The following is a 21079-nucleotide window of genomic DNA, read 5'->3' as shown; positions in this document are numbered from 1 at the left end:
GGGCTTCATGAAAATTATCGAAACCACCAATATTTCAAAACGCTACATCATGGGTAGCGAAATAATTGATGCCTTGAAATCGGTAACTATATCGGTTGATAAAGGCGAATATGTGGCATTTATGGGGCCATCAGGTTCTGGGAAATCAACACTCATGAATATTATTGGTTGCTTAGATTCGCCTACAGGAGGTAGATATATTCTGAACAATAATGATGTAAGCCGAATGTCAGAAAACGAATTGGCGGAGGTTAGAAACAAGGAAATTGGCTTTGTATTCCAAACCTTTAACCTACTTCCACGCCAATCTGCTCTTGAAAATGTGGCATTACCACTCATTTATGCAGGTTATACCAAATCTCAGCGTACGGAAAAAGCCATGTTGGCATTAAAAAATGTAGGTTTAGATAATCGTGCACATCACCGACCCAACGAACTTTCGGGTGGACAACGCCAACGCGTAGCCATTGCCCGTGCATTGGTAAACGACCCAAGTATTTTATTAGCCGATGAGCCAACGGGAAACTTAGATACCAAAACTTCGTACGAAATTATGGAGCTTTTCGACCAACTTTACTCAAAAGGAAACACCATCGTAATGGTAACTCACGAAGAAGATATTGCCAAATATTCTCACCGTATTATTCGTTTAAGAGATGGATTAGTAGAATCGGATAAAATTAATCCTGAACCAACTAATCCACGAGAAATGGCTAAGATTTTTGCAGAGCGAGTAAAAGAATAACCGCTTAATATAAATATTATAAACTATTCAAACTAAAAGACAAGTTTTCACGTTAATAGAAATAAATCAACTAATTTTCAATCTTAATAACTTATATGAAAAAAGTATTATTCTTTTTCTCCTTAATGCTTACAATCAGCACTTTAGCAATTGGACAAGCTAGCCCAAGAGTTTCAGCTGAAAGTACTAACGTAAAAGTGTCGTATGGTCAACCATCTAAAAAAGGTCGTGTAGTTTTTGGCGGTTTAGAGAAGTTCGGAACTGTATGGCGTACAGGTGCCAATGAAGCTACCGAAATTACTTTTAAGAAAGATGTGAAGTTTGGAGGAAAATCAGTTAAAGCTGGTACGTATTCATTATTCTCGAAATTAGGTGAAAAAGAATGGACAATCATTCTTAATAGCGAATTGAAACAGTGGGGTGCTTACGGTTACGAGAAAATCAAAGATAAAAATGTTGCAGAAGTAACTGTTCCTGTAAAGAAATTAAGTGATGTAGTGGAAAAATTAACAATCACTACTGATGATAAGACTTTAACCATTTCCTGGGATACGACGAGTGTGAGCGTACCTATGGAGTTTTAGGGTTTAGGTAAGTGTAGTAATAAAAAGCCGAGGTCTTGCCTCGGCTTTTTTTGTCTTTTTAGTCTCCGTTCCCTGAGCGAAGCCGAAGGGAATTACTTCGTTCCAACAAATCTTTCAAAAAACTCATAAATACGAAGCATACGGTCAATGCGTTGACGAACATTCCCCGAACGAGAAAGTTCATGGGTTCCACCCGGCATACGTACGTATTCTACTTGTTTGCCCATTATTTTCATTGATTTATACATCATTTCGCTTTGAATTACCCCTGTACGTAGGTCATTTTCTCCGTGCTTGATAAGCAATGGCGTACGAATTTTATCAACGAATGTATAAGGAGAGTTACTTTCTAATACTTTTTCTTGCGTATCATTCCACGGATAATTAAAATAACTTGGAATCAAACGCCACGCATTACCTTCACCTAAGAATGTGGTGAGGTCATAAACACCACGTTGGGCAAATGCAGCTTTGAAGCGGTGGTCATGAGCAACAATCCAAGCAGTAAGATAACCAGCGTAAGAACCGCCAGTAATTACTTGGCGAGCAGTATCAACCCATGCTGCTTTAGCTGCATCGGTAGCAGCGGCCAATACATCTTCTGTTGGGCCAGTTCCCCAATCTTTAATATTAGCACGCATAAATTCTAAACCATAACCGCCTGAACCGCGTGGATTGGCGTAAACTACACCGTAGCCTTGTGAACAAAAATACTGATGCTCATGCCACATCGAAAACTCTCCAGGGCCCCACATCGCAGTTGGGCCTCCGTGCATATTTAATAAAAGTGGATATTTTTTTCCTGCCTCAAAATTGCTTGGTTTCATTATCCAATATTCAATTTTTTGCCCCTTTGAGTTGGTATAAGTACGTTTTTCTGGAAAACTAAGAGCTTTATTTTTTACCCAATCATTGATTGATGTAATTTTTACAGGGTTTTTCATCTGTAAATCTGCTACATAAAGTTCATTTGGATTGGCAACTTCAGTTTTTGAATAAATGATTTTATCAGCAGAAAGGTCGAAGCCAAGAATACCAGAATCGAAATCAGTCAATTGTTCAACCTTTTTGCTATTTACATCAATTCTATAAATAGGTTGTCCACCATTCGATTGAGCAGTAAAGTAAACATATTTCAAATCTTTCGACCAAGTAAGTCCACTAACCGAGCGGTCAAATTTAATAAGTTGTGAATTAGAACCATCAGCTTTCGCTAAAAAGAGTTCTCCAATATTCACACCTTGTGAATTCGATTTAGTATAAACCATACTTTGCCCATCGGGGGAAAAAGAAACACCGCCAAAAGATTTGCCTTTTTCAGATAAAATCACTTTGCGGTTTGAGCCATTGGCATTCATTAACGATACTTTGTTGTCTTGTTCGCGGTCTGGGTGTTGTAGAGAATCAAGAGCTGTTACAAAAGCTAATCTGCCATCTGGAAGCCACGCACCACCGCCAAAACTATTAAAACCAGCGGTTACAGGCATTGGTTTTGCACCTTCACGAGCATCAATTACGTAGATATGTGAAAAATTGAGTTCGGGTTGAGTCGTAGCTTCTCCTTGGAAATTCAGACGATTGATTACTTTTGCTTTTTTATCTTCAACATCTTTCTCTAAATAAGCTCTAATTTCTTCAATAGTTCCATCAGGGTTTGGTTTTACACCTTTTGAAGGCTTTAAAAATTCGTTTTTCGCAAAACCTGGTTTTTCTAAAGACCAAGCTGGAAGGCTTTTCGTAGGATTAAGAAGTGTATCTTTTACAAGTTCTGAAAGAGAAAGCCCTACACTGAACGAGATTTTTGAACCATCTTTCGACCAATTAGGGTTTGATGCACCGTATTTTACATCAGTAAGTTGGAATGCCTCGCCACCATCAAGAGGCATTATAAAAATCTGCGATTTGCCTTTTACATTTCTAGCAAAAGCAATTTGCTTACTATCTGGCGACCAAACAGCACTTCCTACACTTTCTGTACCACGAGTAATTTGTTTGGTAGTTTGAAAATCGGTTAGGTAAAGATGCGAGCGGTAATCATATTCAAGCTTATTTTCTTCCGACTGTTCGGTAGTACGAACTGAGTAAATAGCTTTTTTACCATCAGGAGAAACATTGATTGCTCCAATTTGCTTAATTTTTGTAAGATCAGTTACTAAAACTTTTTCTTTGCCAACCTGAGCAAATACAAAGTTTGAGATGAAGATAAGGGTTAGAATTATTCTCATGATTGATTGTTTTTGAAGTTTACATGAGTAAAATTACAAAAATTACCTTTGTTGATACTCAAACTTCAAAATATACCCATTTTCGTTTTCTCCTTCCGAAGAAATATATAAATCTCCATTGGGTGTAAAGCAGATACCTTCGGGTTGAACAAATGTTTCGGGGTCAAGTTCGATTAGGCAATTTTTATCCCCATTTGCTGAGAGTACTATTAGTTTTTTACCTTGGGAAGAAATGATAAAAATCTCGCCAGTTATCGGGTGAATGGCAATGCCTGAAGGGGCAAATGTTTTTTTACCATCGTTTCCGCGTACGAGGTCTTCATCAATACTCAAGAACTTACCAAAACGCTCTGTTTTTAAAGAATAGGCATAAATCGTTTTCTTGTCATTTTTATCCTTATCTTTTTCTTTGCTCACCAACAAAAGGCTTTGAGTTTGGGGATGATAGCTAAGGCCTTCATATTCTTTTACATCTTTATCTGTACAGTCTATTTTTCGTTCGGTGGCATCGCTTATTCTAAAACCTTTGATTTTTCCATTGCTTTTCATGATAAATATTTCTCCATCAACCACTTCAATGCCTTCGTAGTCGGCGTTATTACCGATATCAATTTTTTCAATGACAGCTTCTTGAGTTAAATCATAGATAAAGACGCTCCCATTTTCATCATTCACACAGGCGAGTTGATTCTCTTGATAAAACGAAAGCCCTGAAATTTCCTTTAAATTTTGGGGTAATTCCATTTTAGCACTGGGTGCTTTGATATTGTATTTGAAAACGTAATTTTCTGTTTTTTTCTTTGGAAGGCAAGCGTAAACGACCAAAGCTAAAGCCAGCAGGATGATAATGCTCGAAACAAAGTTCATGTTAGTGAGAAATAAAAAAGCAACAATTAGAGGTCTAACTGCTGCTTTATAGGTAATGTTTTTAAATCAGAATACGCTACTGAATCAGAAACTCTGCTTAATATTCATCTTCATTAAAGAAAAAGTCATCTTTGGTCGGATAATCTGGCCAAATCTCCTCAATGCTCTCGTAGGGTTGTCCGTCGTCCTCAAGTTCTTGTAGGTTTTCTATCACTTCAATGGGTGCTCCCGAACGAATCGAAAAATCTATCAACTCATCTTTTGTAGCGGGCCACGGGGCGTCCTCCAGATACGACGCAAGTTCGAGTGTCCAATACATAGTATTTAATCCTTTTTAGTGTTACAAAAAATTTAAGGCTGCAAAAGTATAACAAATATTTACTTCTCAAATGAAATAACGAAAAAATCTGTTTAATTTCAAACGATTTTTACGAAAAATATTGTTGAAAACGAAAAAAACATTTTTGTTTTTCGATGAAAATGTTGACTATCAGTAATTTATAAATATAAAAATATTCAAAAAATACCCTATGAAACGCTACACACTTGCCCTTGATTTGGTAGATGACTCTCAATTAATAGCCGAATATGAGGCCTATCATAAGAAAATTTGGGATGAAATAGCCAAGAGTATAACCGATGCAGGAATTACGGAAATGGAAATCTATCGGGTAGGAAATCGCTTGTTTATGATTATGGATACTACTGATGATTTTTCGTTCGAGAAGAAGTCAGCAATGGATGCCGATAATCCTAAAGTACAGGAATGGGAGGCACTAATGTGGAAATATCAACAAGCCTTGCCCATGGCCAAAACTGGAGAAAAGTGGATTTTAATGGAACGAATCTTTAAGCTTACTGACCAATAAATAAAATAATCATCCCAAACCTCTTCACACAAAAGTGTATTATCTACTAAAAAAGCTTAGTGTAATTGATGTATATTGCCGTCAGTTAACTGACGGCAATGAGTAATATTTCTTTCAAAATTTAAGATGCCTCAAGTTTCTACTAATTATCTCTACTAACCTTACTTGCTCCGCTGGTATTTGAGTCTAAATCTTCAAGTTTTCCGAAATCTACATGGCTTGCTCCGCTTGCCTCAACTTTGGCTTGTTTAATTTCCATTCGCGTGGCATTGATTTGGCAAGCTCCTGAAACATCAACATTGATTTTTTCAGCCGAGCCTCTTAAATCTGCTTTTGATGCACCCGAAGCATCGAATTCGATTTTACGAGCTTCTACATCAATAGCCGCTTTTGAAGCACCAGTTAGCTCGATGGCTAAGTCACGGTTTTTATCTTTGAATCCTAATACCTTGATTGTAGATGCTCCCGAAACATCGAGTCTTTCTAAAGTTGGCAATGTGATATTGATTCTAATAGTGGAATTTCTGCGACCGAAAGAAAATTTATCCTTATGGTCAATTTCGAGCGTATTTCCACGTAAATCAAAGTCTATATCATCTAAAACGTCTTGGTCGTCAGAATCGGCAATCACTTCAAATGAACTACCTTGATGAACGGTTACAACAAATGCACCCGCTACATTTAGTTTGTCAAAACCCTTCAAATCAGCGAATTTCTTTTGGTGTTGACCTTTTTGGTCGAAAACATCGTAATCAAAAGCTGAATCTCCATCATCGTAATTACTCTCTCTGAGTGCTTCACGCTCTTCATCGCTTAATTTAGGACAATCACGACAAACCATACCAGAGTCACGCTTCATGACATACGTATATTTATCAACATCATCGCCATCAATATCAAAATCATGTTTGTTCCAATCTCTTCTATATACACTATGGTAGAAAGACTTCGTGATTTTGAATGGTTTATCGAATGGAATGTAAAGAGTCATTTCAAGTTCTTGGCCACGGAAACGTGCATTTTCCGCAAGTTTAATTTTTTGGTCGAAAGTAAGCGTTGAATCTTTCTGTGAAAGATTATACACAATGTTCTTGGCATTATTTTCTGCTTCTGCACGAGTAGGGCCCGAGGATTCGAAACGTTGTTCTAATTTCAAATCTGTTCCATCATATCCTTCTAAATAAACTTCTACATCATCATTCACATGGAATTCGTCAAAATCATCTATTTGATTATTGTTAGCATCTAAAACCAAGGTTTTTCCTACCAAAGTAAAAGGATAATTTTTTACTTGTTCAACACGACCTTTCTTCTTGAAGTTAAGGGCATATTTAGTTGCTAAAATACCCGTACCCATCAAACCCGCCAACCAAAGACCCAATAATGAAATCCAGAAATTACGGTTGCCTATTCGTCTGTTTGATAAAAGTGTAAGACCTGTCAATAAAAGTGCTAAAAATGGTGTGAACATTGCCAAGAAAGCGAAGAAACCAGCCATTGGGTGAATATCTTGCGAGAACATCTTGAATGGACTGTTATCAAAGAATTCTGTTCCTTCAATACCTGAAGTTACCCCAAAGAAAGCCGCTACGGCTGCTACCACACCAACAATTGCCACTAATGAGAACAGCATTAACATTACACCAGCTAATACACGTGCAACTGGTCCGAGATGTTTCAAGATTTCACCTAAACCTTTGATAACCATACCCACCAATCTGAAAGGGAAAAGAAGCACTTTTGTTAAGCTATTTTCTGGAGCGTTTTTATCCACATTGATGCTTTCTTTGATATTTGTTTCTATATTCGATAAAGTTACAGGCTCACCTTTCATTTCCATTTTTTGGGTAAGTGTTTGTGCTTTTGGAGCCACAATCCAAAGAATGATATAAGCTAAGAATCCAGTACCAAATAAGAATACACCTAAAACAAATAATAAACGGATAACGGTAGCATCTACGCCAAAGTATGCTCCTAAACCACTACATACGCCACCTAAAACCTTATCGTCATTATCGCGGTAAAACTTTTTGATTTTTTTGTCTTCATCGAGGTTATAGTTTGGTGGGAATACAATCCAACAAATAAAATAACCTAAAAATACAAATCCAGAGAACGGCCCAAAGTCTTCGCTGATTGGCGGAAGCCCCATGAATAGGAATAAGAAAATGATACGTACCCAAACCACATCAATATTGAAGTAGTGAGCCAATCCAGCTAAAACTCCACCTAAAGCTTTGCGTTTTACATCGCGGTAAAGGCGTTTTGGTTGTGCGGACTGTGTGCTACCAGTTTGTGCTTGTGGATTTTCAGTGAATGTTTGGTTGTGTGTACCTGATTGCGAACTGTTAGTTGCCGTTTGAGTACTATTTCTCAAGTCTTCTTCTTCTTCAATCGCCTCAAAATCAGCTACACTGCCCATTGATTTGATGAGGTCATTGACTGCCTCAGTTGTGATAACGGGTTGAACATCAGATTTTTGATTAGTCCAGAATTTTTCGGCAATACGTGCTTCAATATCTGAAACAATTTCTAGACTACCTTCGTAGCTCGAAAAATATTGTTTAATAGAAGCTAAGTAGTTGTTAAGCTTTTCGTAGGCATCTTCTTCAATATTGAAAACCATGCCGGCTATATTGATTTGAATAGTCTTTTTCATTGTATTATGCTGAATGATTGAGCGATAGACTGAAGCAAAAATACTTCAGAGTACTTATCGGTTTATGTTCTGTTGTTAGAGATATTTTCAAATATTAGCAACCCCCTCAATCCTTTTGTTTTTTGCTGATAATTGTTGAAACCGATTCAGATAATTCGTTCCAAGTATTATTGAGGTTATCAAGGAATACTTGGCCTGTATCGGTCAATACATAATATTTTCTTGGTGGCCCTGACGTCGATTCTACCCATTTATAATCTAATAAGCCTGCGTTTTTGAGGCGAGTTAGGAGCGGATAGAGCGTTCCCTCAACAACCATTATCTTAGCATTGATGAGCTCATATAAAATTTCGGAAGCGTAAATTTCGCCCCTCGAAATTATGTGCAGGATGCAGTACTCCAAAATACCCTTTCGCATCTGCACTTGTGCGTTTTCTAAATCCATATCTTTAATCCCTTATTTTTTCAAAGGGGGGAATTTAAAAAGTTTAAGTTTCCTTTATTTTCAGCAGCTTCTTTCCGAAGTTGACGATACAAAGATATAATAAGGTACTATGCAATGCAAGATACTTGGTGAAAGATTTTGTCTTTTTCTGATGAGTGGTAAAAAAGAATATATAAAAGACGTATTTTTGATGATAGAAAATTACATGATTTGTAGTAATATCATTTCCAAAAATCAATAATTTAATAAAAGGCTATTACATTAAACATGAAGCAGTTATGAAACATTTTTCGATAGGAGTATTGTGGCGGTTGGCCATGCTTACACTATTGTTGCTTACGGGAATAAACCTTGCAATGAGTAAACAGTGGTTGCCCGCTTCTTTATTAATTATATTGGCTGGAATCATGTTTTATATAACTTACAGCTACGTTGTTTCTGTAAACCGAAAGTTGGTTCGTTTTTTTGAATCAGTTCGTTATGCTGATTTTACAGTTAAGTTTAGGTCGGATAACAGTTTAGGCGAAAGTTTTCAGGAAATAAATCAACAACTAAATGCTGTACTAGATGCTTTTCGTCAAGCACGTGCTGAAAAAGAAGCCAATCTTCACTTTATTAATACCATTGTTCAGCATGTCAATGTGGGTTTACTGTCGTTTGATGCTTCTGGAAAGATTGAACTTATTAATAATGCAGCTTTCCGAACATTGGGTATTTATAGATTACGTAATATCAATGAATTAAATAATAATACGCACAATCGTTTATTTGAGATTCTGAAAGATTTACCTTCTGGCGGAAAGGCTCTTTATGAAACTTCTAAAGAGCAACAAATTACCATTAGCTCTACTACGGTAAGTTTACGCGGGAGAATTATTAAGCTAGTTTCCTTGCAAAATATTCAGTCAGAGTTGCAAGAAAAAGAATTAGATGCTTGGCAAAACCTCACCAAGGTTTTACGCCACGAAATCATGAACTCCGTTACGCCAATCGTTTCATTAGCAAGCACGATGCGAGAAATTATCGAAATTGATTTATCCGAAAAAACGGAAATAAAAGAAACGGTCGATGATTTAAAAGAAGCTCTTCAAACTATCGAAAATCGAAGTAAAGGCATTATGAACTTTGTCAATGCTTATCGAGAATTTACAACAATTCCGAAACCAATTTTTGCAGAAACTACTGCTAAAACGCTGGTCGGCCAAGTGCTGAATCTGATTCAACCCCAATTAAAAAAGAAGCGAATTGTGTTAGAAACTGATTTAAAATATGATTTTTCTTTAGTTGTTGATGCTGAACATATTGAAATGGTCTTGATAAATCTGATGAAAAATGCCATTGAAGCAGTTGAAAATAAGCTAAATCCTGAAATTAGAATAAGATTGTATCAGGCCGATAATCAAAGGTTTATAGAAATCTCTGATAACGGAATCGGTATAGAGCCTGATGCTATCGAAAAGATTTTTATTCCATTTTTCACAACTAAAAAAACAGGTTCGGGCATTGGTTTGAGTCTTTCTCGGCAAATTATGCAAATGCACGGGGGAAATTTGAAGGTAGTTTCCAAATTGGGCGAAGGGACTAAATTTCTAGTTATCTTCTAAAATACATTTTCCATTAAATCAGAAGTTTAAATATGAACTTGTTTAACATTTTAGTTTAGAGGATATTTTTCGAACGAAACAGACTATCATTCCTATAATATTGAGGTTCAACCAATTAATTGCTGTTGTTTCATATCTGATAAGTAAAGCCTTAAAGGCATCCAACCAAGCAAAGGCCCTCTCGATAACATAACGATTTTCATATAAAAGTTCATCAAAATACTCTTTTCTGTCATTAATCGAACCATTTCTTGTGTTGAAGGCTATGTTAGCTTCAATTTGAAATTGTGTACAGATACACCTGCATTCTTGACTATCAAAACCAGCATCTGCATTTAAGAATAATCCATCAGTTCTAATATTGGCTTTATTTAGCCAATTTATCATTTGGCTAAATTGTTGTTTTATATCTGCTAAATCATGATGCTGACCACTTATTGGTTCTGAAATTGCTATTAAAATACCCTGACTATCAGATAGATACAGGAAATTAGTAGTCTCATCAGCTTTTCTGAACTGAAAACCTACTTTATTACCACCTCTATTGGCTCTGGTTTGTGAACCATCTAACTGGATATTGGATAAGTTTAAATAAGTTTTATATTTATTCAATAAACATGCCCACATTCTTTCCCAAGAACCATCTTTACTCCATTTATTAAAGTGATAAAAGACAGATTCATAACTATAATTTTCTTTGAAATATTTTTCTAATGGTAATTCTCGCCATTGACAACCTGTCTTTAAGCGATGAAAAATAGATAAAACAATACTTACTCGTTTATCTTCTGTTAAGTTTCTACCTCTTTTACCTTGGCTTAAATAAGGTAGAATATATTTTTTAACTCTATCTTTGCTTAAGATGCTCATTTGATTTAGATATTTTGATTCGCAAAACAAAATTACCTATTTCTTGAGCATCTATTTGAATCCCAAAATAATCTTAAACAAGTTCTATATTTTCTAAAGAAAACCATGTATTTTTGTGACGCCCCCAAGAGGGGGCAAACTAACCATTTACTTTAGTCTGAACAATGAAACCTCTTAAAACCCTGCTAACAGTATTTGCGTTTGTGGCATTGACAAACGCCTGTAAGCAAAAAAGTGCTGCCGAGTATGCCGAGCAAGTAAACAATGCTGATTTTTATCATAGTTGTGTGAATCAACTTACAGATGTAATCGTACATGATATTTTTACACCACCAGTTGCCAGTCGTATTTATTCTTACGCTACTTTGGCTGGCTATGAGGCCTTAGTTCAAGGAAATAAAGACTATCCTTCGATGGTTGGAAAAGTAAAAGACTTTAATGAAGCCCCCAAGCCAGAAGCAGGAAAAGAGTATTGCTATCAGTTGGCTAGTATTAAGGCTTTCATGACTGTTGCACGTGGTTTAACTTTTTCAGTTGATAGATATGATGCTTTCGAAAAAGATTTAGATAAGAAATTTGAAGCGGCTGGAGTGCCAAGCGAGGTAATTGAGCGTTCGGTTGCTTATGGAACAGAAATGGGAAAAGCTGTTTTGGCTTATGCTAAAAAAGATAATTACCCGCAGACACGTGGTTTACGCTATACTTTACAGAATAAACCAGGTACTTGGACACCAACACCTCCTTCGTATGCCGATGCCATTGAGCCGAACTGGGGAAAAATCAGACCAATGATTATTGATTCTTCTTCTCAGTTTCTGCCACCTCCACCATTCAAGTATGATTTGGCTAAAACGAGCCCATTTATGAAAGAAGTTTTAGAAGTATATAATATGGGTAATACCCTTTCAGAAGAACAAAAACGTATTGCTTGGTTCTGGGATGACAATGCTTTTGTGATGAACGTACAGGGGCACGTGATGTTTGCCGATAAAAAAATGACCCCTGGTGGGCACTGGTTAGCCATTGTACATACAGTATGTAAAGATAAGAAAGTAGATTTTGCGAAGTCGGCACAGGCCTATTTATTGGTTTCGATGGCATTACGTGATGCTTTTATTCAATGTTGGGAAACAAAATATCGTTTTCATAAAATTCGCCCAGAGACAATTATAAATGCAAGTGTAGATACGAAATGGGTTCCATTTTTACAAACACCACCTTTCCCAGAATATACAAGCGGGCATAGTACAATTTCTGGAGCATCGGCTGAAGTACTTACAGAGTTATTCGGAGATAATGTAGCGTTTACAGATTCTACAGAAGCTCGTTTTGGGCACGGTGTGGGTCAATTCAAATCATTTCAAGAAGCCGCAGATCAAGCATCAATTAGTCGTGTATATGGAGGTATTCACTTCCGTTCGGCTTGTGATGAAGGTTTAAAATCTGGTAAAGAAATTGGCAAGTTGGTTGTTCAGAAAGCACTGAAATAAGAAAATATCTTTAGAATCTATAGAAAGGATTTGGCACTGGTCAAATCCTTTTTTGTTGTTCAATAGATATACACATGTCTAGAAGCTGACTTCTCGTCACATATAAAAAATAAATTCAAGACAATTTGTCATTTATTTTATTGTTGTATTTTTATTTTCAAGACAAAATGTCTTGTTTTTGTGGGTGGTACACAAATTGATGAATTGGAGTCATCGCTGCAATAAAGTGGCACCAATAAAGAAACAAACATTAAACAATAAAGATTATGGCAACTTTAGTAAGAAATTTCGCACCAGCATTCCCAACAGTATTCGGAAACCTTTTGAACGATTTTGAACGTGTAGCTCCTGCTTATCAACAATCATTTCCAGCAGTAAATGTTTTAGAGAACGAAAATGCTTTCAAAATCGAATTAGCAGCTCCGGGTTTGAAGAAAGAGGATTTCAAAGTAAATGTTCACGAAAACACATTGACTATCTCAACGGAGAAAAAAGAAGAAACCGAAGAAACAGTAGGTAAATATACTCGCAAAGAATTTAACTTTAGCTCTTTCAAACGCTCATTCACATTACCAAAAACAGTGGATACAGATAAAATTGTAGCAACTTACAATGATGGTGTATTAGGCTTAGAATTACCTAAAAAAGAAGAAGCAAAGCCAAAAGAGCCTCGTTTAATTGAAATTGCTTAATCAGCGTAGTTAATTTTAAAAGGCAAGGTATAGAAGCAAAATCTATACCTTGCTTTTTGCGTATCGAAGCGGGCTAAATCTTAGTCGTTAAAATTTGTTAAAAATCGCAAAGAACACGAATTTTAGTCAATACTTTTACGTTAACTTTGCAATAAACAAAAGCAAACCTATTTCGTTATAAACACAAAGATTTGAATATACTTTACTAATAATTGAATCAGAAAATCAGTTAGGTAAATAAGCATAAACTGTAAAATTAACGGTCAAGAAAATGAATAGCAATTTAAAAACAGTCGGTATTGCAGTATTGAGCAGTATTGCAACAATTGGAGGCTTTCGTATGCTCGGCTTTGGTGGAAATGATGTAATTTTCAACGAAGCCTCAAAACCATCACTTGCACGCTTAGCAAATTATGATGGTCCAGCGGGTGTTCCAGGCGATTTTACTTATGCGGCCGAACTCACAACTCCATCGGTAGTGCATATCAAAGCCAAATCTATCAGAGCGGTTTCACAACAACGCTCAATCTTCGATGATTTCTTTGGTGGAGATAGTCCTTTCGGTCAATTTGGCCAGCCACGTAGTCAACAACAAGAATCATCAGGCTCGGGAGTAATCATCACAAACGATGGCTTTATCGCTACCAACAACCACGTAGTTGAAGGTGCAACAGAACTTGAAGTAGTAACAGCCGACCATAAATCATATACTGCTAAGATTGTGGGTACTGACCCCTCTACTGATATTGCTGTTATCAAGGTTGAAGGTACAAAGCTACCTGCAATTACTTTCGCTAATTCAGATAATGTACGTGTAGGTGAGTGGGTATTGGCGGTAGGAAATCCATTTAATTTAGAATCGACTGTTACGGCGGGTATCGTAAGTGCAAAAGGTCGCAGCATTGGTATTCTTTCGGAAAAACAACAGCAACAAATGTATCGTCGTTATGGTGAAGATGGCCGCCAAAGAACAAGCGATGCTATCGAATCATTTATTCAAACGGATGCTGCTGTAAACCCAGGTAATAGTGGTGGTGCATTGGTAAATTTGAAAGGTGAGTTAATTGGTATTAATACTGCCATTGCTAGTCCAAATGGTGCTTATGCTGGTTATGCTTTTGCAGTTCCTTCTGAAATCGTGAAAAAAGTAACAGCTGATATTGTGAAGTATGGAAATGTTCAGAGAGGATATTTGGGTATTAATTTAGTGGAACTAGATAGCAAGAAAGCAGAAGAGTTAAAGACCAAAACTGATGAAGGTATCTATGTAGCAGATGTTGTTGAAAATGGTGCAGCGAAAGCAGCAGGTATCCAAAAAGGTGATGTAATTGTAAAAGTTGATGGAATTGAAACAAAAAGCGGTCCTAAATTGCAAGAAATGATAGGTCGTAAACGTCCGGGTGAGTCAACAAAAGTAACAGTCAACCGTAATGGCTCATTGAAAGAATATGAGGTTACACTTCGTAATCGTGATGGTGGAAAAGATATTGTGAAAAATACGGTGGTTTCTGAAAATAAACTTTTCGAGCAACTTGGTATTGAATTATCAGAACTTTCTTCAAGCGAAAAACAACGCATGGGTATTCAAAATGGCGTAATTGTGAAGAAAATTTATGAAGGAGACATTGCTGACTATACACAAATGCGTGAAGGTTTTGTGATTATGAAAGTAGGCGATAAACGCATTAATTCTGCCAATGATTTCAAAGCAGCTATTAAAGCAGCTAAAGAAAACGAAGAAGAGGGTGTAATGATTTGTGGTACTTATCAAAGCTCTTCTCGTACTACTTGCTACGGTATTAGCTTAGAATAAGCATTTTCGGTTAAATAAACGCATCGCACTTGTGTTTGATAAAACTTTTATCATCGCAAGTGCGTTTTTCTATGCAAAGGCTAAGGTTTTTATCTTTTTAGCTATACATTTACACCTTAGTTGGCAATTAGACACTTTTTATACAGCATATTATTCAGATTTTTTGATGATTTTAGACCGTACCATTGCTCCACCATCGAGAAAAGTAGAAACCGTTCATATTCCGAAGGCAGATAAACATACATTAAATAACGGCGTTACAATATACAGTGTGCGTGCTGGCGAACAGCCAGTTGTGCGATTAGAGCTTATTTTCGATGCAGGAAGTAGATTTGATGTCATAGGTGGAGAATCGCTCTTTGTTTCCAAAATGCTCACGGAAGGAACCAAAAACTTTAAAGCAGTTGAGATTAGCGAGTTTTTCGACCAATATGGAGCATTTATTGAAATCAATCAAGCATTTGAGCGTCTGACAATCACTGTGCATGGTCTTACTAAGCATTTGACTAAATTATTGCCAATGCTGAAAGAATTAATCACAGAATCGGTCTTTCCGAGTGAAGAATTTGAGATGCAAAGAAATATTGCCTCACAGACACTCAAAGTCAATCTCGAAAAAACAGCTTTCGTGGCGAGTCAAGCTTTCAGAGAGCAAATTTTTGGTAAAAATCATCCTTACGGGAAATCGGTTACGCAAGCAACTATCGAAAATATTACACGCGAAGCAGTAACAGATTTTTACGGGAAGCAAATAAAAGGAAAGGCTTTTACTATATTTTTATCAGGAAGCTTCGAAGAAACAGAAATTTCGGCTTTGAATGAAGTATTAGGTCAAATGCCTTTGGTTACTCCAGAAAAAATAGGTGAACAATTCCCTGAAAGCCCAGTAGTTGGTGAAAACTTGTTAATTAATCGCCCAGAAAACCTTCAATCATCTATTCGCTTAGGAAGAAGACTTTTCAATCGCTCACACCCAGATTTCTTTAAATTTGTAGTAACAAATACTATTTTTGGCGGATACTTTGGTAGCCGATTAATGAAAAATATACGTGAGGAAAAAGGATTTACCTATGGTATTTCTTCATCATTGATTCCGCAACGAGAGGGTGGGTATTTAATAATAGGTACTGATGTGAAAAAAGAGTTTACACAACAGACGATTGATGAGATACATAAAGAGATTGTGCGATTACAAACCGAACCAATTTCAGCAAACGAACTCGAAACAGCTCAAAACTATATGATTGGTGCTTTTGTGGGGTCGCTTAATACACCTTTTGAAGTAGCCGACCGCCAAAAAATTGTCATACTCGAAGCTTTACCAATTGATTTCTATCAGAATTATATTCAGAAAGTAAGTGGAGTTTCAGCAGAAGATGTAATGCAAATTGCTCAAAAATATCTTCAAGCCGCTGAGCTTTGTGAAGTTGTGGTTGGTGGAAAGTAAAAGCCATAAGATAAAGTCAAAAGATTGCCACTGATTTATACGATGTATTAGTCAGTGGTTTTTTCTTTAATAAGAAGCCAGCTTACGCAGTTCGATTTTGCAGGAAGGTATAATAAAGTATGCTTCCATAGCCAACAATGAGCATCAAATGAAAAGGAACGAGCCCCCACTGCCCAAGAGATAATTCAATAATTAAAGCAGAAATAAAATAAAGCATTAAAAAAAGCTCTATCCATGTGCTTTTGTTGATGCTTTGAACAATGTAAATATTGCCTCGCCAAGAGTCTTTTTGGGTATTTACATTAAACTTTGGTGTACGTACGAAAGGCGTTTTCTTCCCTAACCAGCCTTCAACAACCGCCACCGAATTATGAAACGATAAACCCATCATAAAAAGTAAAAACCAGACAAATCTTTTAATAAACTCAAAAATTCCTAAACCAGTTTTTTGGAACGAAATCCAATAAAAACAACCTAAAATTACCCAACTAACTTGAAATAAGGCCGAATAACGAAAAAATGAAGCATAAACACTTGAATCTTTCCCTAAAAACATCATCGGTACACTAAGAAGTGAAAGTAATAGTACGGCAACAAAGACCGCACTATTCATCAAATGATAAAACCCATGAAGTTTGGTGCCAAACCCTAAATGTTTATCAGTTAATAATTTTCGAAGATTTTTTACCACACATTCGGCCGCTCCTTTTGTCCAGCGGTATTGCTGCGACTTTACCGCACTCATCGTTACGGGAAGTTCGGCAGGGCAGCCCACATTTTCTAAATACACAAATCGCCAGTCTTTCATTTGAGCTCGATAGCTTAGGTCTAAGTCTTCAGTAAGCGTATCTGCTTCCCAGCCTCCAGCATCTTCGATGGTAGATTTTCGCCAAACTCCCGCAGTTCCATTAAAATTGATAAAGTGTTTGTCGGCATTTCGGCCACCTTGTTCAATCGTAAAATGGGCATCTAAGCCAAAAGCTTGCAACTGCGTAAGTAAAGAATAATTTTCGTTGATGTGTTTCCAGCGAGTTTGTACAACTCCCACATCAAGCGAGGAAAAATGTCGTATAGTTTCTTGGAGAAAGTCTTTTGGTGGAACAAAATCAGCATCAAAAATGGCAATAAACTCTCCTTTGGACTTCTTTAAGCCAAAAGCAAGTGCACCTGCTTTAAAACCAGTCCGTTCTGCTCTACGAATGTGATTAATCTGAAAGCCTAGTTGTTGATACGCATTTACCTTCTGTGCGATTATCTCAATTGTTTCGTCGGTTGAATCATCTAAAACTTGAATTTCAAACCTTTCTTTGGGATATTCAAATGCAGTAATGGCATCAATCAGACGCTCAACTACATATCGTTCATTATAAATAGGAAGTTGAATAGTTACAAAAGGAAGATTACCATCCACCGTATGGGTGTATGAGCTTGATTGACTATTTCCAACCGAATGTTTACTTCCTAAATAACTTATTATTAAACTAAGTTGAATTAGGCTATATGAAAAAATGAAAACCAGTGGAATGGCGTAAATTATCAAAAACAATAATTCCATATATATAAAACCCACCTCTGTAGGAGAGTTGAAAGAGCTACAAGTATTTAAAAATAGTAGTAATGATTTTATAGCCGGCTAAAACAGTGCCTTTTACAGTACCCGAAATCTTTGATTTTCCTACCCTGCGGCGGTAATTAACGGCTATTTCGGTGGTTTTCATTTTCATTTTGGCTGCTTTAAGTTGCATTTCTACCGTCCAGCCGTAGGTGGTATCTTGCATATTAAGAGCTAAAAGCGAATCAAATTTAATAGCACGAAATGGGCCTAAATCAGTGTAGCGTACACCATAAAATAAGCGTAGCATATTTGTAGCCAGCCAATTGCCAAAAATCTGAGGAACTGTCATCGAACCTGCTTGACGCTCGCCTAAGGCTCGTGAACCAATTACCATATCATAGTTTTGCTCAGTAATGGGTTTAATTAGTTCACGCATTTCTTCGGGGTAATCAGAGTAATCGGCATCTAAAAAAACAACGATATTGGGTTTTTGTTTTTTTGCGTACTCAATTCCTTTCAAGCAAGCAAAACCATAGCCTTGGCGGAGTTCGTCTAAAACTGTTGCTCCTGCCCTTTGTGCTACTTTTGAGGTTTCATCGCTCGAATTATTATTTACCACAATTACTTCATCAACAATATCTTGTGGAATTTCGGCAATGACTTTATCAATAGATTTTGCTTCGTTGAAAGCAGGAATGATGACGATTATTTTCATTAAAATTTTGGCGTTGTACGCTACTTTTCTGCTTATAATTATGTTCTCGCTCACCACATCCCCCGCCGACTTCGTCAGGCTGCCCCCTTCAAAGGGGGAATTTTCCGTTTGTTAATATCTGTAAAGAAAAACTTTACCGATTTAAAGTCCCCCTTCGAAGGGGGTAGGAGGATGTCAATATTGTAATTATTTTATTTCGACTGCAATTTAGGCTTTTTCTACATACGCAAAGGTAAGGAAGCTGACAAAGTATATGAATTTGAGATTTTCCAGAAATAAACAAAGTGATTATATTTACCAGAATTTTACTTTTTTCACACAAAATACCTGCTGATTTTATGAATTATCTACGTTTTCTTGCTGCTTTCTTTATTTTAAGTGTTTGTTTTTCTTGTAAGACAAAAGAGGTTGTTAAACCTAATTCTCCACCAAGTCCTTTTACCGTTACGGCAACACTGGCTGATAATGGAAAAGACATCATATTAAAGTGGACAAAGAGCAAAGACCCCGACGGCGATGCCGTAACTTATACAGTTGTTTATAAAGATACGCTTATCAGACACTTGAATGATACAACCTACATAATAAAAAACGTGCCTTATGATACTGAAGTGAAAGGAAGTATTGTGGCTAAAGATTTAAAAGGCGGGGCAAATGTGGCACAATTTAGTAGCAAAACACCCTCCTTATATATTAAAATACCAGACATTAATTTTGAAAATGCCTTAATTAGGTTAAAGATTGACGATATTCAAGACGGGCAGGTTTTAAGAAGCAATGCTGAGAAAGTTACGGATTTAAGGCTCAATAATTCCAAGAGTAATAATAAAATAAGTAGTTTAACTGGAATTGAAAGTTTTATAAATTTAACATATTTGGACTGTACCTATAACCAATTAATTTCATTAGATGTAAGTAAAAACACAAACTTGGTTTACTTATTCTGTTATATCAACCAATTGGATAGTTTAGATATTAGTAAAAACACAAAACTTATTCAAATAGATTGCGGAGGGAATAATTTAATAAGTTTAGATGTAAGTAAAAATAAAGCTATGAGGTCTTTGGCGTTTGCTTCAAATGAAGTAACAAATTTAGACATTAGTAATAACCTAAATTTAGAACGTTTAACTTGTAGTGGAAATCAATTAACACATTTAGATTTAAGCAAAAATATAGGTTTAAGGTATTTAGATTGTAGTTACAATTCGTTAGTAAATTTAGACATTAGTAACAATTCATTTTTAGACGAGTTCTATTGTAGTTATAATCAATTGACACGTTTAGATTTAAGTAAAAATACAGTTTTGCGTAATTTTTCTTGCTTCGTTAATAATCTAACAAGTTTAGATGTTAGTAAAAACACAAAATTACGACTTCTATCTTGTTCGGAAAATCAATTATTAAATTTAGATATCAGTAAAAATACAATTTTGGAAAACCTATATTGCCAAAACAATAAAATCCAAACCATTTGTGTAAGCAACTTAAACCAACCCCAAATAAGGTGGCAAAAAGACCCAACCGCCACATATAAAGTCTGTAATTAAACTAAATTTCCTCTTTTACTCCAACAAATAGGGCTGAAAAAGAACTTTTCTCTAAAAAAAATACAAAAACTCTGCTACAAGTTTTGCTTTTCAGAACTTGTTTGTCTAATTTTGCACGCTGAAATAAGAGTACATCTTAAAAACTGTTTCTGATTTTAATTTAAAAGTTCTCAATAAATGGCAAATATCGGTAAAGTCTCGCAAGTAATCGGACCCGTAGTGGACGTAAGCTTTGAAGGCGAAGGTTCTCAAATCCCTCCAATTCTTGATGCGTTGTCAGTAACTAAGGCAAACGGTCAAAAAGTAATTCTTGAAGTACAACAACACCTTGGTGAAGACCGTGTTCGTGCAATTGCGATGGACGGAACCGAAGGTTTACAACGTGGTATGGAAGTTGTGCACTTAGGCACACCAATCACAATGCCAACAGGTGAAGAAATCAAAGGTCGTTTATTCAACGTAGTTGGTGAAGCGATTGATGGTTTAGGTGAAGTGAATACTAAAGGTATGTCTATTCACCGTGCAGCTCCTAAGTTTGAAGACTTAGCAACTGCTACTGAAGTACTTTTCACTGGTATCAAAGTAATTGACCTTCTTGCTCCTTATGTAAAAGGTGGTAAAATCGGTCTTTTCGGTGGTGCGGGTGTAGGTAAAACCGTATTGATTCAAGAATTAATTAACAATATTGCAAAAGCATACTCTGGTCTTTCAGTTTTTGCTGGTGTAGGTGAGCGTACTCGTGAGGGTAATGACCTACTCCGTGAGATGATTGAATCGGGTATCGTAAAATACGGCGATAAATTCAAACACTCAATGGAAGAAGGTGGTTGGGATTTAAGTGCTGTAGATAAAGAAGCATTGAAAGAATCACAAGCTACATTTATCTTCGGACAAATGAATGAGCCTCCAGGTGCACGTGCACGTGTAGCTCTTTCTGGTTTGACAGTTG

Annotated in this window: 17 protein-coding genes and 1 pseudogene; 10 read left to right on the top strand and 8 right to left on the bottom strand. The window is 36.4% G+C overall.

The annotated features are described in order from the left end of the window. The first annotated feature begins 7 nt into the window (after positions 1-7). Both A6M55_RS08360 and A6M55_RS08355 read left to right on the top strand, forming a co-directional pair. The gene (locus A6M55_RS08360) at positions 8-745 is read left to right on the top strand and encodes an ABC transporter ATP-binding protein (protein ID WP_015028817.1); all 738 of its coding nucleotides are present in this window, start codon (positions 8-10) and stop codon (positions 743-745) included. Between the two features lie 95 nt (positions 746-840). Beyond that, positions 841-1329 carry a DUF2911 domain-containing protein gene (locus A6M55_RS08355; protein WP_015028818.1) on the top strand — a complete coding sequence of 163 codons (489 nt, stop codon included), beginning with the start codon at positions 841-843 and terminating at the stop codon, positions 1327-1329. Positions 1330-1421: 92 nt separating this feature from the next. Here A6M55_RS08355 and A6M55_RS08350 read toward each other — a convergent pair whose 3' ends face one another. The 3 genes from A6M55_RS08350 to A6M55_RS08340 form a co-directional block, all read right to left on the bottom strand. After that, complete coding sequence (locus tag A6M55_RS08350; RefSeq protein WP_064197210.1) at positions 1422-3554, bottom strand: S9 family peptidase; 2133 nt, start codon at positions 3552-3554, stop codon at positions 1422-1424. Between the two features lie 42 nt (positions 3555-3596). Continuing rightward, positions 3597-4421, bottom strand: coding sequence for an SdiA-regulated domain-containing protein (locus A6M55_RS08345; protein WP_064197209.1), 825 nt, complete (start codon positions 4419-4421; stop codon positions 3597-3599). Between the two features lie 97 nt (positions 4422-4518). After that, positions 4519-4740 (bottom strand): DUF2795 domain-containing protein, encoded by a 222-nt coding sequence (locus A6M55_RS08340; RefSeq protein WP_015028821.1) that lies wholly within the window; start codon positions 4738-4740, stop codon positions 4519-4521. A 211-nt stretch (positions 4741-4951) separates the two neighbouring features. Here A6M55_RS08340 and A6M55_RS08335 point away from each other — a divergent pair, with 211 nt between their 5' ends. Beyond that, on the top strand, positions 4952-5290 hold the full coding sequence (locus tag A6M55_RS08335; RefSeq protein ID WP_064197208.1) for an L-rhamnose mutarotase: 339 nt from the start codon (positions 4952-4954) through the stop codon (positions 5288-5290). Positions 5291-5432: 142 nt separating this feature from the next. Here the strand turns inward: A6M55_RS08335 and A6M55_RS08330 are convergent, their stop codons facing one another. Together A6M55_RS08330 and A6M55_RS08325 are read right to left on the bottom strand one after the other, a co-directional pair. Beyond that, positions 5433-7949, bottom strand: a complete 2517-nt coding sequence (locus A6M55_RS08330) for a PspC domain-containing protein (protein WP_064197207.1) — start codon at positions 7947-7949, stop codon at positions 5433-5435. 106 nt (positions 7950-8055) lie between these two features. Then, positions 8056-8394 (bottom strand): PadR family transcriptional regulator, encoded by a 339-nt coding sequence (locus tag A6M55_RS08325; RefSeq protein WP_015028824.1) that lies wholly within the window; start codon positions 8392-8394, stop codon positions 8056-8058. Between the two features lie 278 nt (positions 8395-8672). Between A6M55_RS08325 and A6M55_RS08320 the strand changes: the two genes are divergently transcribed. Then, positions 8673-9998, top strand: coding sequence for a PAS domain-containing sensor histidine kinase (locus A6M55_RS08320; RefSeq protein ID WP_015028825.1), 1326 nt, complete (start codon positions 8673-8675; stop codon positions 9996-9998). A 42-nt stretch (positions 9999-10040) separates the two neighbouring features. Here the strand turns inward: A6M55_RS08320 and A6M55_RS08315 are convergent, their stop codons facing one another. Continuing rightward, positions 10041-10868 carry an IS5 family transposase gene (locus tag A6M55_RS08315; RefSeq protein WP_064197206.1) on the bottom strand — a complete coding sequence of 276 codons (828 nt, stop codon included), beginning with the start codon at positions 10866-10868 and terminating at the stop codon, positions 10041-10043. Between the two features lie 164 nt (positions 10869-11032). Here A6M55_RS08315 and A6M55_RS08310 point away from each other — a divergent pair, with 164 nt between their 5' ends. From A6M55_RS08310 to A6M55_RS08295, 4 genes are all read left to right on the top strand, one after another. Further along, positions 11033-12358 carry a vanadium-dependent haloperoxidase gene (locus tag A6M55_RS08310; protein WP_015028826.1) on the top strand — a complete coding sequence of 442 codons (1326 nt, stop codon included), beginning with the start codon at positions 11033-11035 and terminating at the stop codon, positions 12356-12358. A 266-nt stretch (positions 12359-12624) separates the two neighbouring features. Next, on the top strand, positions 12625-13050 hold the full coding sequence (locus A6M55_RS08305) for an Hsp20/alpha crystallin family protein (protein ID WP_064197205.1): 426 nt from the start codon (positions 12625-12627) through the stop codon (positions 13048-13050). Positions 13051-13321: 271 nt separating this feature from the next. Next, a complete protein-coding gene (locus A6M55_RS08300) occupies positions 13322-14863 on the top strand; it encodes a Do family serine endopeptidase (protein WP_015028828.1) in 1542 nt (513 codons plus the stop codon). A 31-nt stretch (positions 14864-14894) separates the two neighbouring features. Further along, positions 14895-16310 carry a pitrilysin family protein gene (locus A6M55_RS08295; protein WP_082892962.1) on the top strand — a complete coding sequence of 472 codons (1416 nt, stop codon included), beginning with the start codon at positions 14895-14897 and terminating at the stop codon, positions 16308-16310. Between the two features lie 82 nt (positions 16311-16392). Here A6M55_RS08295 and A6M55_RS08290 read toward each other — a convergent pair whose 3' ends face one another. Beyond that, positions 16393-17865 (bottom strand): cellulose synthase family protein, encoded by a 1473-nt coding sequence (locus tag A6M55_RS08290; protein WP_064197204.1) that lies wholly within the window; start codon positions 17863-17865, stop codon positions 16393-16395. 37 nt (positions 17866-17902) lie between these two features. Then, complete coding sequence (locus tag A6M55_RS08285; RefSeq protein WP_064197203.1) at positions 17903-18580, bottom strand: glycosyltransferase family 2 protein; 678 nt, start codon at positions 18578-18580, stop codon at positions 17903-17905. 338 nt (positions 18581-18918) lie between these two features. Between A6M55_RS08285 and A6M55_RS08280 the strand changes: the two genes are divergently transcribed. Both A6M55_RS08280 and A6M55_RS08275 read left to right on the top strand, forming a co-directional pair. Next, positions 18919-20130, top strand: a complete 1212-nt coding sequence (locus A6M55_RS08280; RefSeq protein WP_015028832.1) for a fibronectin type III domain-containing protein — start codon at positions 18919-18921, stop codon at positions 20128-20130. Between the two features lie 177 nt (positions 20131-20307). Continuing rightward, a pseudogene (locus A6M55_RS08275) lies at positions 20308-21079 on the top strand (F0F1 ATP synthase subunit beta); the annotation flags it as partial.

It is taken from the genome of Emticicia sp. MM (genome assembly GCF_001649495.1).
The sequence above is the reverse complement of the archived record's forward strand: the minus strand, read 5'-3'. Positions and strand labels throughout refer to the sequence as shown.

What these genes read in the sequence shown, in the direction of transcription:
- A6M55_RS08350 (WP_064197210.1), bottom strand. Translation starts at nt 3,554, where the DNA reads ATGAGAATAATTCTAACCCTTATCTTCATCTCAAACTTTGTATTTGCT.
- A6M55_RS08285 (WP_064197203.1), bottom strand. Translation starts at nt 18,580, where the DNA reads ATGAAAATAATCGTCATCATTCCTGCTTTCAACGAAGCAAAATCTATT.
- A6M55_RS08290 (WP_064197204.1), bottom strand. Translation starts at nt 17,865, where the DNA reads ATGGAATTATTGTTTTTGATAATTTACGCCATTCCACTGGTTTTCATT.
- A6M55_RS08315 (WP_064197206.1), bottom strand. Translation starts at nt 10,868, where the DNA reads ATGAGCATCTTAAGCAAAGATAGAGTTAAAAAATATATTCTACCTTAT.
- A6M55_RS08355 (WP_015028818.1), top strand. Translation starts at nt 841, where the DNA reads ATGAAAAAAGTATTATTCTTTTTCTCCTTAATGCTTACAATCAGCACT.
- A6M55_RS08310 (WP_015028826.1), top strand. Translation starts at nt 11,033, where the DNA reads ATGAAACCTCTTAAAACCCTGCTAACAGTATTTGCGTTTGTGGCATTG.
- A6M55_RS08320 (WP_015028825.1), top strand. Translation starts at nt 8,673, where the DNA reads ATGAAACATTTTTCGATAGGAGTATTGTGGCGGTTGGCCATGCTTACA.
- A6M55_RS08325 (WP_015028824.1), bottom strand. Translation starts at nt 8,394, where the DNA reads ATGGATTTAGAAAACGCACAAGTGCAGATGCGAAAGGGTATTTTGGAG.
- A6M55_RS08335 (WP_064197208.1), top strand. Translation starts at nt 4,952, where the DNA reads ATGAAACGCTACACACTTGCCCTTGATTTGGTAGATGACTCTCAATTA.
- A6M55_RS08300 (WP_015028828.1), top strand. Translation starts at nt 13,322, where the DNA reads ATGAATAGCAATTTAAAAACAGTCGGTATTGCAGTATTGAGCAGTATT.
- A6M55_RS08305 (WP_064197205.1), top strand. Translation starts at nt 12,625, where the DNA reads ATGGCAACTTTAGTAAGAAATTTCGCACCAGCATTCCCAACAGTATTC.
- A6M55_RS08340 (WP_015028821.1), bottom strand. Translation starts at nt 4,740, where the DNA reads ATGTATTGGACACTCGAACTTGCGTCGTATCTGGAGGACGCCCCGTGG.
- A6M55_RS08360 (WP_015028817.1), top strand. Translation starts at nt 8, where the DNA reads ATGAAAATTATCGAAACCACCAATATTTCAAAACGCTACATCATGGGT.
- A6M55_RS08280 (WP_015028832.1), top strand. Translation starts at nt 18,919, where the DNA reads ATGAATTATCTACGTTTTCTTGCTGCTTTCTTTATTTTAAGTGTTTGT.
- A6M55_RS08330 (WP_064197207.1), bottom strand. Translation starts at nt 7,949, where the DNA reads ATGAAAAAGACTATTCAAATCAATATAGCCGGCATGGTTTTCAATATT.
- A6M55_RS08345 (WP_064197209.1), bottom strand. Translation starts at nt 4,421, where the DNA reads ATGAACTTTGTTTCGAGCATTATCATCCTGCTGGCTTTAGCTTTGGTC.